Consider the following 16,530-nt stretch of genomic DNA (forward strand, 5'->3'; position numbering starts at 1 on the left):
ATCATCGACCGATTGGCCTTTCTGGCGGAGCTGATTGGCAAACTCGACGATCAGGATGCCGTTTTTCGCCATGATACCCACGAGAATGACCAGCCCGATCTGGCTGTAAAAATTCAGGCTCCCCCCGGTCAGCAGGATAGCGAGCAAGGCCGTACCAAGCCCGCAAGGCACTGTGATCAGAATGATGCAGGCGCTGCTGAAGCTCTCGAATTGTGCCGACAGCACCAGAAATACAATCAGGATCGCGGCGGCAAAAACCAGGAGCGCTGCCGTTTCGCCCGTATCAAGCGTGGCAGCTTCACCCAGAAAGACCAGGCGACCTTCACTCCCCAGAATTTCCGGCGCGATAGTCTTTAGCCGATCTACCGCTGTTCCAAGATCGACACCCCTTCCAAGATTTGCCTGAGCTGTGACGGCCCGTTCCCGTGCCTCGCGGGCCAGAGTGGACGCTGCAGCGGAAACCGTCAGCTCCGCAACCGTTGAAATCGGCATGAACTGACCATTGCTCGTACGCAGAAACGTGTTTTCAAGATCGCCCTGGTCGTTGATCGGGCGCCCACCGACTTCAAGCTGAACGTCAATGGACTCGTTGTTCAGGAAAATTTCGGAGACTTTATCCCCCTCGATCACCGTGTGCAGGGTTTCCACGACATCACGTGGTGGAATACCCAGATTGGCAGCCTGATCGCGATCGACTTCCAAAAGAAGCTGAGGCTGATTGACCTCGTTGACCAGTTGCGGGTTGGAGAAGATCGGATCTACCTCCATGGCTGCTATCAGGTTGCCGGTGAGATCACCGAGAACGTCATATTCCTTGCCGACAACCGCAAACTGTACGCCGCGACCGGCACCGCGAATACCGAGACTGTTCGGACTGCGCAGGGAAATGAACGCCCCCGGGATACGACTTAATGGTCCTTGTAATTCCGCCGCGATTTCCTGCTGACTGCGATCCCGGTCTTCCCACGGCGCAAGGCGTACAAAGACCAGTGCGAAACTGGTCGAGCTCAGTCCGATCAGCGACTGAACCGCAACCGCTTCACCCGACTGAACATATGGTTCAAGGATCTTCTCGACCCGGTCAACCTGGCTGCTTGTGTAGTCCAGACTGGCGGACGCTGGTGTGCGCAAGGCAACCATGATCGTGCCCCGATCCTCCGATGGAGTTATTTCCTGCGGCAGAGTTCCATAGATCGCCATCGACGCTCCGGCGAAAATCAGCGCAGACGCGAGAACCGCATAGCGCCACCGGATGATGACGTCGATGAATTGGCCGAAAAGCAACAACGCGCGACTTTCCTTTTCGGCAGGTGCTCCTCCTGCATCGGCCGTTCTCCTGTTCGGCTTTCCCGGGTCGACGAAGGCACAAAGCGCCGGGCTCAACGTCAAGGCAACAAAGGACGACAAGGCAACAGCAAAAGCCAGGACAAAGCCGAATTCGCTGAAAATGCCACCGGCCTGACCGGGTAGAAACGAAATCGGGATGAACACGGCCGCCAGTGTCGCCGTGGTCGAAATCACCGCGAAGAAAACCTCTCGCGTCCCGACGGCGGCCGCAGCATATGCTCCGTATCCTTCTTTCCGGCGACGGACGATGTTTTCAAGAACCACAATCGCATCATCTACAACCATGCCCGTTGCCAGCACCAGGGCCAACAGCGTGATCGTGTTGACCGAAAAGCCCGCTGCCCAGATTGCCCCGAGTGTTCCGACCAGCGCGATCGGCACCGCGACAGCCGGCACAACGACAGCTCGAAGAGACCGAAGAAACAGGAAGATCACCGCCACAACAATGACCACGGCCATTGCGATACTGGTAACAACCCCCGCAATCGAGCGCTCCACGAAAACCCCGTCATCGGACACAATCATCAGGTCGGCGCCATCGGGCAACTCTTCCTGAAGTTCCGCAACTGCCGAGCGGGCGGCAGTGGATATGGACAGCGTATTGGCGTGGGACTGGCGAATGATGTTCAGGCCGACGGAGGGTTGACCGTTGATGCGCGTGATCACCGTCGGATCGTCGGAAGTGAACTGGACGAACGCGACATCCCCGATCACTGTTTCTCGGTTTAGGCGGATGGCGGAGATTGCCTCTTCCGTTGTGGTGGACGCAACGGATCGTACGATCAGGGCCTGGGTATTGGTTTCCAATGCACCGAGAGGAATATCCAGATTGGCACTGGCGAGGGCGGTCCGCATGTCGGAGAGGGAAATCCCGCGGCTTGCCAGGGCAACCGGCGAAAAGGTCACCCGCATGATCCGGTCATAGTCCCCGGCGGTCTGGACTTCCGCAACGCCGTCAATCGACAACATCCGATCTGAAACAATTCCTTCCGCCAACGAAGCGAGATCCGTCAGCGGCAGTGTTCCGCTAAGCGCAAGACGAACAATCGGGTCGGCATCGGCATCGCTCTTTTGAACCGTAGGCTCTTCAAGATCGTCGGGCAGGTTTCGTCGTGCCCGGGACACGAGATCCCGTGCATCATTCGCCGCATCGGTAATGTCGGTCGAGCTGCTCAACTCCAGCGTCAGACTGGCACTGCCATATCTCGATGTCGCGGAAATGTTCTCCAATCCCTCAAGCCGCGCAAGCGCGTCTTCCAGAACACTTGTCACCTCCGCGTCGACCGTGGCGGCAGCAGCTCCGGGGAAAGTCGCCCGAACAGAAATGACAGGCCTTGAAACATTCGGCAGTTCCCGGATCTCCACGCCATTCAACGCAGTCAGGCCCGCGATAATCACCAGGAGATTGACCACCAGAGCAAGCACGGGCCTGCCGACAAATATCGCCGCGAAGCCGAGTTGGTCGCGCGTTACTTTTTGCGCGGTTTCCTCACCCATCGATGCGGCCCTTGTCTGTCCCGGCAATTTCGACAGCAATTTCCGCACCCTGGCTGACCTTGAAGGCACCGTCTTTCACCACCTGGTCGCCTTCGTTCAAGTCCGCCTCGACCCAAACATTGTCGCTCTGCCGGTGGCGCAGAACCACTTCAACCCGCTCCGGTTTGTTCTCGTTGCCAAGCCGCCAGACATAGGCTCCATTCTGGTTCCACAAAATGGAGACCGCAGGCACTGTCGGCAGCGGCGCGTCGGAACTGGCAAGACTGACACTGAATGTCATGCCCGGTACCAACAGGTTTTGCGGGTTTTGAACCTCGGCACGAACCCGGACGGTGCGAAACTCTTCATCTATCGAACTGTCAAAGGACTCAATTTCTCCGTCAAAGAACCGACCCTGCAATGCCGGGGTCGACAATCGAACCGGAACGCCGGTCCTGATCTGGGCGATGGATGTTTCCGGGACGGTGAATTCGACCAGCAGGCTGCTGGCATCAACCAGCGTGACGATTTCCGCCCCTTGCGGCAGATAGCTGCCGACCGTCAAGTCATTGAGATTGATCCTGCCGGCAAAGGGCGCACGGATGATGCGCCGGTCATATTCATATTGCGCCTCGGCTACCTGGGCCTGAGCTACGGCGAGGGCAGCGCGTGCTTCATCAACCTGAGCCTGGGAAACGGCATTGCTATGCTGGCTCAGGAGAGTCTCGTACCGGGCAAAGGAGGCATTCTGCTTCTCAAATTCCGCCTTTGCGCTCCCAAGCAGAATTTCCTGTGTCTCACGCTCCAGTGTGACGATAGGATCACCAGCCCTAACGTCGGTGTTCGGCTGTACATGTATGCTCTCGACCGTGCCTGCCACATCAGCGGTGACGTGAACGGAGCGGACTGCTTTTCCGGTTCCGATAGACTGGATGCGGGATCGCGGCGGTGTCAGCGCAACATCCGCAGTCGTGACGAAAACGGCATTTGTCGGAAAGGCTTCTTCCGGCGCATCGCCTTGTTGTCCCGTTTCCGATAATGCCGAGATCCGGGCCTGCTTGGAATCAGAACCGATAAGCCCGCTGGATGACACCCAGATTCCAAGGGCAAAAGCACCTGCAAGTGCCAGGATCAGTGCTAATCCACGGTTCATGAATCTTACCTCGTGGTGACAGCAGACAGGCTGTTTTTTGCAATCATTCCTTACACATATGATAGGAGTGTCTGCAAAAAAACCAGTGCAATTTCACGAGAGTTGTTTTTCAGGAACGGGGCAAAATTCGGGCCGAGGCTGTTACAAATCGACCTCTACAATTCCACCTGCTTCGGCGGCACGAGACTGACACAGGATGATCGAGCTAGCCCGCTGCTTCTTCGACAATACAAAATCCCGGTGTTCGACATCGCCCGAAGTCAGCCCGCATTTGCAGACACCGCAGATGCCGTCCGAACATTTTACATCCACGTTGATCCCGTTTTCGTTGAGAACATCCGCCGCGGTCCTGTCGGCGGGTACCTCAATCTCGGTTCCGGAGCGTGCAAGTCTCAAAACAAACGGATGGTTTTCATGGTCGGGTGTTTCGGGAACACTGAAATACTCGACATGGCATTCGCCATCTTTAAAGCCGCTGCGCTCCGCCGCTTCGATCACGGATGTCATGTAGCGGTCCGGACCACAGGTATAAACATGATCATTCGGCTTGTAGTCACCGAGAATACTGTCGAGATCCGCTCGGCTGCCTTCAGCGCTGATATGTAAATGGACCCTGTCGGACCATGGCATTGTCTCAAGGTCTTGCAGGAAACCTGCTCCGGATCTCGAACTGCACGAATAGTGCATCTTGAAATCCGCACCTGATGCATGCAGGCGATGCGCCATAGCAATCATCGGTGTAATGCCGATCCCTCCTCCCATCAGATAAGTCCTGCCAGCGGTCTCCGTCAGTGGAAAATGATTGATAGGTTTGGAAATAAAGATCTTTCTGCCTTCGGTAAAAATGCGGTGCAGGAGTTGCGAACCACCCCTGCCCTGATCTTCCCGTAACACGCCGATCTGATATCGGCTCCTGTCGGACGGATCACCCGACAAGGAATACTGGCGCAGGTACTCGGGTGCCACGACGATGTCGATATGAGCTCCGGCTTCCCATACGGGTAGCGGCGTTCCATCCACTGAAGCAAATTCATATTTCGTGACACCGTCGGCCATGGGTTCTGCCTTGACGATTTCGACCCGAATGACCGGCGCATCACCGTCTATGCGAAACTCATGCGCCAGCCCATCGGTATCACCCGTCTTAAGGCGCGCCTTGTACTGCTCGGCTGTGATCAGAGCCTGATAGGCCTCAATTCCCTTTTCCCGGTCCATGGGAAACGGAAATGGCCAGGGGTGCGGCGCCAGATTGGCAGGATAGACGGCGAGCGTCTGGTCTTCGTATTTGAGATCGAGATCCTTTTGAAGATCACGGTCACTGACGGGGTGACTGGCCGGACGGTAGGCACCGTCTTCGGCAAGTTCCAGATCCCACCACCACTTCTTTACCGGATTCCGCCCACCGTTGCCGGCCATGTCGTCCAGCTTCGCCAGTATCGGGGCCGCTTTGGGCATATTCATCGCTGCCCATCGAAACGGCGCTTCAGCAAAGATACCCTCCAGGTTCCAAGGGCAGGTCTTCATGCATCGACCGCACATTGCCCCGCTCTGGTTGGTGATGCGGTAAGTTGTGCATTTCTGGCTGTCCGACTTCCAGATTTCGTAGCCGTTGAACATCAGCTTCGGGCCGGCAGTGATGGCACCTGAAGGACATTCGCGCGCGCATTTGTTGCAGTTTTCACAAAAATTCTGCAGCCCGAATGAGATCGGTTTGTCATGCGCCACCGGCATTGTGGTAGTCACCACCCCTGATTTTAGCCGAGGCCCGAGAAAGGGGTTGAGAATAACCTCGCCGATCCGGCTGACTTCTCCAAGTCCGGAAAGCAGAAGGAGTGGCGGCTGCAGAACCTCTCCGTCCATTACCGTGTGTGCCTTGGCCTCATAGCCCAGATTGCGGATCTGCCTGGCAACCACGCTGCCCAATATGGAAAATCTGAGATAGGCCCGCATCGACTGCGAAACGGCGATCCAGTCATCGCCGGTTGCCCCTTCCATGGTTTCGTAGCCCTGGTCAATCACCATCGAAATTGCTTGATCGTGTGGCGGGTCGATCGCGGCGCCTGTTGCATCGTGCGAATACCAGGTCCACTCGGGACAACGAGATATCCCAACCGCATCGATGCCGAGGAAATAGGACAGTGCCTTCAGATTGTCCGCATTGGTCTGTGGGTCGGATGCTGAACTGGCAGGCGGTTTTTCCAGGTTCCCGTCCTGAAGTAAAACGAAGGCGCCAAGGGCCCGTCGCTGCGCCATTGAAGGCGCCGACTTGCGCACATACTGACCATTGGTCGCGGCCTGCTGGTTTTTCTTGCCCATATCGCCAAAAAGCGAACGGGCGAACATGTCTGTGCGCTTCGGAACGCGCGGGACGCGCGCTTCATCGATGAAGGTTGTCGGTTCATCAACCCGCTTCAGGGTCTCGAACGGATGCGGTCCGTCGACATAGCGCCGTTTGGCGAACGGATCGACAGTCCGAGCACTTTTCGCCGTCCGGTACCCTATCTGCCAAGCAATGCCGTGGGTTCTTGCTTTCGGCTGTCTGGACATCGGCTGAAGCGGTTGGTCATGCGCAAATGCAAAATCAGTCGTGACGGCTGCGAGCGAAAACCCCTCTCCCACATAAGGGTTCAGCAATCGTCCGTTCTCGACCGTTGCAAGACCGGAAGCAACGGCCAGACGGTGCAAATCGACATCTGAAGTCGTGTGACCATGTGCGCAGGCTTCATGGCCCAGAAGCCGGAGATATTGCGCCAGGACAACGGCAACTTCCATGGCTCGTAATGCGGAACGGTGTGCGCCGGCTCCCTCCAGCCAGTCATGGCCCGGCTCGTCCGGCCTGACATCTCTGGGTTCTTGAACCAGAACAACCAGCGCATGCTTGTGAGAAACGATATCCTTCGCCGGGGCATTCATCGCATCGCGCAGATCCGCCATGATCATGTCGATACCTGAAGCAAGCGACTTGCATTGCGTGGTTTTCAGTTTTTCCGCTAACCTGTCTATGTCGGAATTGCGGAAGCGCTGAGCCAGCGTCATGTCAGGTCCGAATGCGCAGGTCGCGACCATCGATGCATCTGAGAAGTAGCCGAAGGATTTCAGGTGGTTTTGCCGCTCCGTCAGATCCATCGGCACTTCGGCCCTGGCCTTGTTTACGAGACCATCCCGGATCGCATCCAGCATCGCCTGCGCTTCGCTCATCGCGTTGACGATGTTTTCCGGACGGTCGGCATTTTCAAATTTCATTGGCTGAAACGGAGGAACGCTCGCAAGGTCCGGCATCGTGTCCACCCTGGCGAGTCGTTCGAGCGGATACTGGCCAAGGTGAACGGGCCGCGATTTGTCGGAGAAGTATTTCAAGACATTTCCCTCACAAAAACTCCGACAAGTTCGATCGAGCAGTCAACTCCCCTTGCCACCATCCGCTCCCCTCTTCCTAGGCTTGCCGTTACAGGCGCATGAGCTGAACCTGTTCGTCCTCTGCCAGCCGGTCGACCACATCCATGAACATCTGATAGGTCCGGTCATCCAGCTTGCCGGAGAAATGCTCGTTCAATTCACGCACCAGAACGTGGCAGGCCTTCATTTTCGAAACGCCCAGCTTTGTCAGCGCAACTTCTGTAAAGCGCTTGTCGTCATTGACATTGATCCGCTCCAGAAGCCCGCGCTCCTCCATTGTTTTCAAGAGCCGTGACACTGCCGGGCGGGCGATGCAGATATAGTCTGCAAGTTCGGACGGCGTGGTGACATTTTCCATGCCCACTCCGCGCAGAACACACCACATCAGCCTTGTAATTCCATGTTCGGAAAGCTGCTTTTCCAGCCTGGCTTCCATGATCCTCGCCAAGCGGGTCACCTTGAAGCCAATCCGGTTGTGCAGCGTAAAATCTTCAGACATTCCACGCCTCGTCGATAAACCGGTTGACTCGTAAATTCTCATATCCTCTTATGCAATTAACAATGATAATTATTCAAGTTAATTAACTGAATGACATTCACGGGAGGGGAGAGTCAATGAAGGTTGATGTAACAAGATTCCGCACACTGGCAATGTCTGCAGTCACGACGGCCGCAATTGCAATGGGTGCTCAGGCAGCTGGTTCCACCGAATTGAAAGTCGCGCACTTCATGCCGTCGATGCATCCCATGGACCAGGGTGTCATGACACCACTGGCGGCTGAAATCAGCGAAGCGACCGACGGCGAACTCACCATGCGCATCTACCCGTCCGGCGAACTCGGCAAGGGCCCGGTGCAACAATACAAACGGGTTGTGACCGGGGTGGCCGACATCGTTTTCGGTATTCCGGAATATACGCCAAAGCAATTTGCCAAAACCGGCGTCGTTCATATTCCGGGGCTGTTCGCCAACGGAACCGACGCGACCAACGCCCTCTGGGATAATATCGAACTCATTGAAGATGAATACGACCAGACCAAACTACTCGGACTTTGGGCAAACAATCCCTCTGTCCTGATCACCCGCGAAAAACCTGTCCGCACGCTGGCCGACATGGACGGCATGAAAATCCGCACACCCAACCCAGTGATGGCAACTCTGGTCGAAGCCTGGGGCGGCATTCCGGTATCCATGCCGACGACGGACGCCTACAATGCCATGAACACGGGCGTTATCGACGCGGTCATGATCGGTCCATCCGGCATTCGTTCTTACAAATTGAACGAAACTGCCAAATACGTCACCACCAACATTCCAACGGCATTGGACAGCTTCTACCTGCTGATGAACAAATCCAGTTGGGACGGCCTGACGGACGAGCAAAAGACCAAACTGACTGACCTGACCGGCCGGAAAATAAGCTTGCAGGGCGCAGCCGCCTTTTATGAGGCCGGCCAGGCGGGACTGGACCTTGCAAAGGAAAGCGGTGTCGAACTCATTGAAATCACACCGGAAGCAGAAGCGGAGTTCCGTTCGAAAGCGGAAGATGCCCTCAAAGCTTTCCTGGACAAGAAGAGCGAGGAAACAGGTGCTGACGCCCACGCTATTGCAGCAGCTCTAAGCGGCAAGTAAGCACATGTCCCTGAAGAAACCTGATGCGTCGGCCTTGCCACCGGCTGGCTGGCGCAACTGGATCGAAGTACCTCTTGTCATTATCGGCGGCCTGCTTGTGTTCTCGCTGATGGGTCTTTCGGTTTCCGATGCGCTGCTACGGTCCTTCTTCAACAAGCCGATATTCGGTGCGAACGACTATGCACAGATCCTGTTGTCCTTCCTGGTCAGCCTCAGCTTTCCGTTATGCGTGCTGGCTGGGCGACTGATTGCCATAGACACGCTGGTACTCAAGCTTCCACATATGACTCAATCAGTACTGGATTGGCTGGTGACGATCCTCGGCGTGTTCATGCTGGGTTATCTGGCCTGGCGCGCCTTTTCCAATGCACTTGAAGCCGCGACATTCGGCGAGTCCACAATGTTGCTGCAGTTGCCTTATGGACCGTCCTATTACGCAGTTGCCGCCGGTTGCGCGCTTGCCGCACTGGTTCTTGCCCTGGAAAGACTTTCAAGATGAGCCCAGAGCTCTACGGCTGCCTGGGCTTTGCTGCCCTGTTCATACTGCTTGCGCTCGGAACACCGGTCGCCATCGCCTTGCTGGTTGTCGGATTTACCGGAACGGTCATTCTTTCGGGATTTACCGCCGCGGCCTTTTCGCTCAGTGGTCAGGTTTTTGCCACCGTGACCGTTTACGAGCTGACAATCATCCCGCTGTTCATTCTGATGGGCAATCTTGCATCGGCAGCCGGCTTGAGCCGAGACCTCTTCGAGGCCGCTCACAAGATCATTGGTCACCTCAAGGGTGGTCTTGCGGCAGCAACGATCATGGGGTGCGCCGGTTTTGCTGCCCTTTCCGGGTCTTCCATCGCCTCTGCAATTACAATGGGCAAGGTTGCCTATCCGGAAATGCGGAGGTTCAACTACGGCTCCAGGTTGGCAACCGGTTCGATCGCCGCCGGGGGCACACTCGGCATTCTCATTCCGCCCTCCACCGGATTTGTGATCTATGCCGTTTTGACCGAGGAATCCATCGGCCGCCTTTTCATGGCCGGTGTGCTGCCGGGCATTTTGCTGACAACCATGTTTCTGCTCGCTATTGCGATTGTCACGTTTCTTTGGCCCGAAGAAGGGCCACGCGGACCTGACTTCAGCACATCGGAAAAACTCAAGAGCCTGTTGCGGGCAACCGGCATCGGCGTGATCATCCTGATCACGATCGGCGGCATATACACCGGCTTCTTTACCCCTGTGGAAGCAGCCGGTGTCGGGGCCTGTTTCGCGTTCATCATGCTTGTCATACGTGGCAAATGCACGATGGCGGCACTTTATGGCATTTGTGCCGAAACCCTGAAAACGACCGGCATGGCATTCTTCATTCTGGTGGGTGCCAATGTCTTTGCGCCATTCGTTTCGCTCTCCCATCTGCCTGCAACGATTGCAGACAGCATGACCGGACTTGCCCTCGGCACCTATGGAACACTCGCGTTGATCCTCCTGGGGTATGTGATCCTCGGCATGTTCATCGAAGGCTTGTCCCTGCTGGTGATCACGCTGCCCATCGTTTTTCCGCTCGTCGTCGGGCTCGGGTTTGATCCGATCTGGCTGGGTGTCGTCATGGTCATCGTACTTGAAATGGGGCTGATATCGCCTCCGGTCGGGGTCAACGTTTTTATCGTCAAAAGCGTTGTTCCGGATGTCAGGATCGAAACGATCTTTGCCGGCATCATGCCATTCTGGCTTGCAATGATTGCCACACTTGCCCTGATCGTTGCCTTCCCCCAGATTGCGCTGCTCATTCCCAACGCCATGTACAACTGAAGTCACAGGGAAGGATCGGCAGTCGGTTCGTCGGACTATTTCGTCTCGGCGCTGTAAACACCATCCCAATTGGCGGGAGGCGGTGAGGCCCGAAACCGTTCAATCCGGTTCTGGAATGTCTCCGCAAGATTGGCGAACTCGGGGATTTTTGCCTCGCTCAGGTCCGAACAGATGGAAACGGCCTTCGCCCACTCCAGGCAGCGATACGCCTGCAGCAGAACTTCAAAGCGCATCTTGCAATGCAGGAATTCATCGCTGTTGGCGACTTCGCGATCACCGCACAGGCAGAATATTCGCTCCGGCTCCTGTTTGCCTTTGACCCTGATGACATCGATTTCAAAGACGGCAAATTCGTCTCGGACTTTTTTTGCAGTTTCCTCTCCGATGATGATCGTCGTGCCATAGCCCTTTGTCTGTCCCTCCAGCCGCGAAGCCAGATTGACTGCATCTCCCAGCACGGAATAATCGAAGCGGAACTCGGACCCCATATTTCCGACAACACAATCGCCGGTGTTTATGCCGACACCAACATTCAAGGCAAAGAACTGCGTTCCGTCAGCATCCGATTCCGCTTTCCGGTCGACATTGATCGCCTGCATTTCCCGAACGATCGACAGCGCCGCCGAACAGGCATGCAATTCCTGTTGATCGTCATCCAGCGGTGCATTCCAGAATGCCATGATTGCATCGCCCATATATTTGTCGATTGTGCCCCGCTGCTCCATGATCGCATTGGACAAGGGTGTCAGGAACCGGTTCATCAGGCTTGTCAGACCTTGGGGGTTGTCTGCAAAGCTCTCGGATATTCTGGTGAAATTGCGAACATCTGAAAACAGGATCGTCATGCGTCGCCGTTCGCCACCAAGTGCGAGACTCTCGGGATCCTTGGCAATCTGTTCGACATAATCGGGTGCGAGATACTGCCCGAAAGCTGAACGAATTTCCTGCCGCTGCACTTCCTCGCGCCGATAATTGATGAAGACCAGCAGCAGGAAACAGCTGAGGCTTGTCAAAAGCGGATATCCGGCATCGAGCAGCAGGTTCTTGCTGGCAAACAGATACCAGCTGCCGGCGGCCCAACTGGCGGCAAGCACGAAGCCAAACGCAAATACAGGCAGCGCTCCGAGGATCGGAACAAGATAAATTGTCAGCAATGCCAGAACGGCGGCGACCACGAGTTCCGCCCCCAATGCATAATTCGGCCGGGTCAGGAACGATTGACTGAGGATGTTTTCCAGTATCTGGGAATGCACCTCGACGCCTGCCATGGCCGGATCAAGAGGGGTCGCTTTCAAATCCAGAAGCCCCGTCGCAGACGGTCCGATCAGCACGAGATGGTTCTGGATCCTGGCAACATCGAATGTGCCATTGGCGATATCGGAAGCTGATATGAAGCGCTCCGGCATCGAGGGCGTATAGTGGATCCAGATGCGTCCGTTGCGATCGGTGGGAACATCAACGCCACCGACAACGACGCCCTTGATACCAGCCTCGTCACTCTTGACCGCAAAGGCGTTCTGACCGGTGGCGACGCGCAATAGTTCGATACTCAGTGCCGGTTGAATATTGCCTTCTGCAAGGGCTACGAGTGCCGCGCGGCGAACGATATTATCCGGATCCGGATTGACCGAAAACAGCCCTCTTCCGGTCGCGGCTCTCTCCAGAACCGCGATATTTCTCAGGAGCTTGGGATAATCGAACATGAACGCGGTCGGATCCGGGCCAAGAAGTGCGACCGGTGTCTGCGACTGATCCTGCCGGTCGTTCTCGACAATTTCCACCCTTCCCGCCTGACCGACAACCACACGCATTTGGCCCATGACCTGACTCAGCATGACGTCGGTACTGGGAAGGGAAGCGAGCTCACGGACAGCGGTCTCGCTCAAACCTTCAACGGATTCGCTATAGTGATCCGGCGACAACCGGTCCGGTTCGGCAAAGACAATATCGAAGGCAACCGCAACGCCACCTGCCTGCGCGATATTGCGAAGCATCGTTGCAATCGTTGATCGCGGCCAGGGCCACTGGCCAAGCTCGGCGAGGCTCTTTTCGTCAATATCAACGATGACCACAGGAAGCTTCTGGAACGTCCGGGGTTTGACGATCTGGTAAAGATCGAAGGTCTTCAACCGGACAAATTCAACCAGGAACGGGTCCCAGACGCGAACTGTCAGAAAAAATATCAGCAAGAGAACCGCCGACAGACGCGCAACACCAAATACGGATCTCAGAATTTTGGCAAAGCGCTTCATCAACCTGCTGCACCGCATCTGGTCGGCATCCGATCCCCCTTATGCAACGACGGCATCCGTGTTCTGAACACCATTGTCGGAAAATACAAAATCGATAATTCCGCCGGCTTCTATCGATTGCAGCACTGCAACATCCTTGAAGTCGGAAGTTTTGCCGGTACCATCCTGGTCCACCTGAATGACGACATCAGCACCGTCGCGGGAGACCTGGATATAATCCTCCAGATCCTCTTCCCCGAAGTTTGCAGCCAGCAATGCCTGAAGATCAAGCCTGTCGACACCAACCTCGAAATCCACGATCACGTCAGCAAGGTCACTATGAGCGATAACAAACGTGTCGGCGCCACTGCCCCCGGTCAACGTGTCTCGTCCCGCACCTCCATCCAGCGTCTCGGCCCGTGCAGTTCCGATCAGAACATCATCACCGGCCCCGCCGATTGCTTTCTCAATGATGGTCCCGAAGGCTATGCCGATATTGTTGGTCATGCCGTTGACAGAGGAATAGCTACCCGGATTGAGGTTTATCAGCGCAGGCGCGTCCCAGCCGGAAAAGTCCAGCGCATCGACACCACCGGCGTCATATATGGTCAGGACCGGGTCGGAATTGGCCGAGAAATCATAAAGGGTTCCAGCCTCCGAGCTGTTGAAGCCATAGACCGTGTCGCCTGACCGGGTAACCGGGTTGCTGCCATAGGTTGCCTGAATGGCCGCGATATCCTCGATCATCGGTGTCTGTGCGTAAATCCAGTTACCTTGGGAATTGTACCAGTCGACACCGAGAATATCCGGGGACTGCCAGGACATGATGCTTTGGGCATGGGTAAGATCACCCGTAGCATGCTCAAGCCCCAGCGCATGCCCTGTCTCATGCAGGAGCGTCAGGAAACCGTAGGTACCGTTTGCTGGTGCCTGTGTTTCCAGATAATCCGGGTTGGTGACGATCGTGCTGCCATAGCTTGAATCGAATGTTGCCGCGTAGGTCTCACCGGTCGAGTTCAGGAACCTTATGGTAGCACTTTCCCCGTCTCCAGCTTCGGCAATTGTCAATCCCGAAATCTCCGCCCAGAGTGCAAGAGCTGCAATCGCAGCAGCCTGTTGTGCAGCCGAATAGGCGGTTATTCCGCTACCCGACTGGGCACCAGGCAGGAACGAATAGGTCACGGTTCCAGATGTCAGCGGGTCATTGACGCTCAGTGCTGTGCCCGTCGTTTCAATCGGAACAGGTGAACTGTTGCTCTCACTTCGAGCCGTTTCATTGGCAACGGGTGCGTAGGACAGCGCCTCTCCTTCTTCGCTGGATCCTGTACCAACGACATCGATAGAGGCTGTAGCAGTTGTAATTCCGCCATTACCGTCAGAAACAGTGAAGGTGAAGGTGTCGGTAACGGTTTGTCCCGCATTCAGGTAGTCGAATGCGGTTCCGGTTTCATAGAGGATATTACCGTCACCATCGATCGAAACAGTCGCGCCCCCTGCACTGAAAGTCTGAACGCTGCTGACACTGAGTGTGTCGCTCTCCGGATCCGTGGCGCTTCCCAGGAACTGGATCGGTTCAAAGGTCTGGGACTCGCCTTCCTGAACACCTTCACGAATGATACCGGCGGTTCCGATCACCAGACGGGCACCGACAAAACCGCCGTCGGTGGCATCGAAACTGCCGACGATGAATTCGATCTGGAAATTGCCTTCTTCAGAAATCGGCACGTCGATGAACTTGGTCGCGCTTGAACCGCCAACAGGTGTTTCTTCAAAGAAGACCAGCGTCCGTTCGCCGGTATCGACATTGATCAGCACAGCGGTGATCGAAGCCGCGTCCCCGCCGGCAAATGGCCGGTAAACGAAAGTGACGATATCGCCGGCATAACCGACAAATTCGTTGCTGATCAGGGATGGCCCGAAAACAGTGCCGCGATTGGGCCCGTCGTTCCACTGATCGAGCCAACCGGAAAAACTGATATCGGCAACGAAATTGTCGCCGTCAATCAGCTCACCGGTATCGTCGATGACAAAGGAATAATTATAGGAATTGTCGATGTACTCACCGTTCGGACCGACCTGAGGTCCGGCAATTTGCTGCCAATCCAGAAAGCCGTTTTCAAAGCCGCTGTTGTTCGTCAGGTTAGCGACCAGAACAACGTCAGGAACCGTCGGCGCCTCGTTTGTGCCTGTAACAGTGATGCTGACAACCTGACTGACACTCTCACCATCTGCCGTTGTTGCCTGAACCGTGAATGTTTCTATGACCGTCTCATCTCGTTCAAGCGCCTGAGCGGCGGCATTGTCCAGCGTGTAGGTCCAGTTGCCTGTACTGTCGATAGAGAACGTGCCGTATGCGCCTTCTGCATTTTCCTGTGCGGTAAAGGCTGGAGTGTCATTGGCGTCTGCATCGGTGACAGTGAGTGCGCCGGTCACGCTGAACACCTCATCTTCATAAACCGCGCCGCTGGCAGTGCCTGCAATAATCGGAGCGTCTTCCTCGCCGGCAACGGAAATGGTAACGGTCTGGGTAACGGTTTCACCGTCTGTCGTGGTCGCCTCGACTTCGAAAGTTTCTGATGCGATGTCTGTCCCGGAAAGCGCCTGGGCAAGGGCATTATTGAGTGTGTAAGTCCAGGCACCTGCCGTCGTCACAAAGAATGTGCCATACAGTCCCGCAGTCCCGGATTGAGCTGTAAAGCTCGGACTGTCATTTTCATCGGCATCCGAAACAGTCAACGCACCCGTTGTACTCAGTGTCCCGTCTTCAGCAACCGCGCCGCTACTTGTGCCGGAAATCGTTGGAGCATCCTCCTCCCCCGTTACAACAATTGTGACCGTCCGACTGACGCTTTCTTCGTCGGCTGTCACTGCGGTGACTGTGAAGGTTTCTTCAACGACCTGACCTCCGGCCAGCGCTTGCGCCGCCGCATTATCGAGCGTGTAAGTCCACACGCCGCCGACTGTTACTTCGAAGGTGCCATACGCGCCTTCGGTTCCTTCTTGCGCGGTGAAGGTCGGATCATCGGTCGCATCCGCATCGGAAACAAACAGAGTTCCAGAGGCCGACTGGGTTCCGTCTTCTTCAACATCGCCTGTCGCAGTGCCCGTAATGACGGGCCCGTCTTCCTCACCCGTTACCGTGATCTCGACAATCTGGCTGACGCTCTCGCCATCCTCAGTCGTCGCAAAGACCGTAAATGTCTCGGTGAACTCTTCGCCACCGGCCAGGACCTGAGCCGCGGCATTGTCGAGCGTGTAAGTCCAGACACCATCAACAGTCACGTCAAACGTGCCAAGGGTACCTTCGGTTCCCTCTTGAGCCGTAAAGGCCGGATCATCCGTCGCGTCGGCATCGGTAACAGAAAGAGATCCGGTTGCTGTCTGCGTTCCATCCTCCTCAACATCCCCAGTCGCTCCACCCGTGATGACCGGCCCGTCTTCCTCACCGGTCACCGTGATCTCGACAATCTGGCTGACGCTTTCACCATCCTCAGT

10 protein-coding genes are annotated in these 16,530 nt (G+C 56.0%); 3 read left to right on the forward strand and 7 right to left on the reverse strand.

What is annotated here, in order from left to right:
- From K5905_RS09070 to K5905_RS09085, 5 genes are all read right to left on the reverse strand, one after another.
- Window positions 1-2,844 (reverse strand): efflux RND transporter permease subunit (locus tag K5905_RS09070; protein ID WP_297582746.1); only part of this gene is annotated, 2,844 nt, incomplete at its 3' end.
- Window positions 2,837-3,976, reverse strand: coding sequence for an efflux RND transporter periplasmic adaptor subunit (locus tag K5905_RS09075; protein WP_297582748.1), 1,140 nt, complete (start codon window positions 3,974-3,976; stop codon window positions 2,837-2,839). The genes K5905_RS09075 and K5905_RS09070, both read right to left, overlap by 8 nt.
- A gap of 141 nt (window positions 3,977-4,117) precedes the next feature.
- Window positions 4,118-6,319, reverse strand: coding sequence for a 2Fe-2S iron-sulfur cluster-binding protein (locus tag K5905_RS09080; RefSeq protein WP_367186955.1), 2,202 nt, complete (start codon window positions 6,317-6,319; stop codon window positions 4,118-4,120).
- A gap of 58 nt (window positions 6,320-6,377) precedes the next feature.
- Window positions 6,378-6,485 (reverse strand): hypothetical protein, encoded by a 108-nt coding sequence (locus K5905_RS31590; protein WP_367186956.1) that lies wholly within the window; start codon window positions 6,483-6,485, stop codon window positions 6,378-6,380.
- A 936-nt stretch (window positions 6,486-7,421) separates the two neighbouring features.
- Window positions 7,422-7,871 carry a MarR family transcriptional regulator gene (locus K5905_RS09085; RefSeq protein ID WP_297582752.1) on the reverse strand — a complete coding sequence of 150 codons (450 nt, stop codon included), beginning with the start codon at window positions 7,869-7,871 and terminating at the stop codon, window positions 7,422-7,424.
- 116 nt (window positions 7,872-7,987) lie between these two features.
- Between K5905_RS09085 and K5905_RS09090 the strand changes: the two genes are divergently transcribed.
- From K5905_RS09090 to K5905_RS09100, 3 genes are read left to right on the forward strand one after another with little or no spacing between them, the layout of a single operon-like run.
- Complete coding sequence (locus K5905_RS09090; protein WP_297582754.1) at window positions 7,988-9,004, forward strand: TRAP transporter substrate-binding protein; 1,017 nt, start codon at window positions 7,988-7,990, stop codon at window positions 9,002-9,004.
- 4 nt (window positions 9,005-9,008) lie between these two features.
- Window positions 9,009-9,503 carry a TRAP transporter small permease gene (locus K5905_RS09095; protein ID WP_297582755.1) on the forward strand — a complete coding sequence of 165 codons (495 nt, stop codon included), beginning with the start codon at window positions 9,009-9,011 and terminating at the stop codon, window positions 9,501-9,503.
- Complete coding sequence (locus K5905_RS09100; protein WP_297582756.1) at window positions 9,500-10,804, forward strand: TRAP transporter large permease; 1,305 nt, start codon at window positions 9,500-9,502, stop codon at window positions 10,802-10,804. Before K5905_RS09095 ends, K5905_RS09100 begins: the two co-directional genes overlap by 4 nt.
- Before the next feature lie 35 nt (window positions 10,805-10,839).
- On the opposite strand, the gene K5905_RS09105 is transcribed toward K5905_RS09100, so the two are convergent.
- Entirely contained in the window at window positions 10,840-13,056 is a 2,217-nt protein-coding gene (locus K5905_RS09105) for a CHASE2 domain-containing protein (protein ID WP_297582757.1), read from the reverse strand.
- A gap of 39 nt (window positions 13,057-13,095) precedes the next feature.
- Window positions 13,096-16,530 (reverse strand): VCBS domain-containing protein (locus K5905_RS09110; protein ID WP_297582758.1); only part of this gene is annotated, 3,435 nt, incomplete at its 5' end.

Origin of the sequence: Roseibium sp., assembly GCF_025698965.1 — a bacterium.
Lineage (GTDB): Bacteria > Pseudomonadota > Alphaproteobacteria > Rhizobiales > Stappiaceae > Roseibium.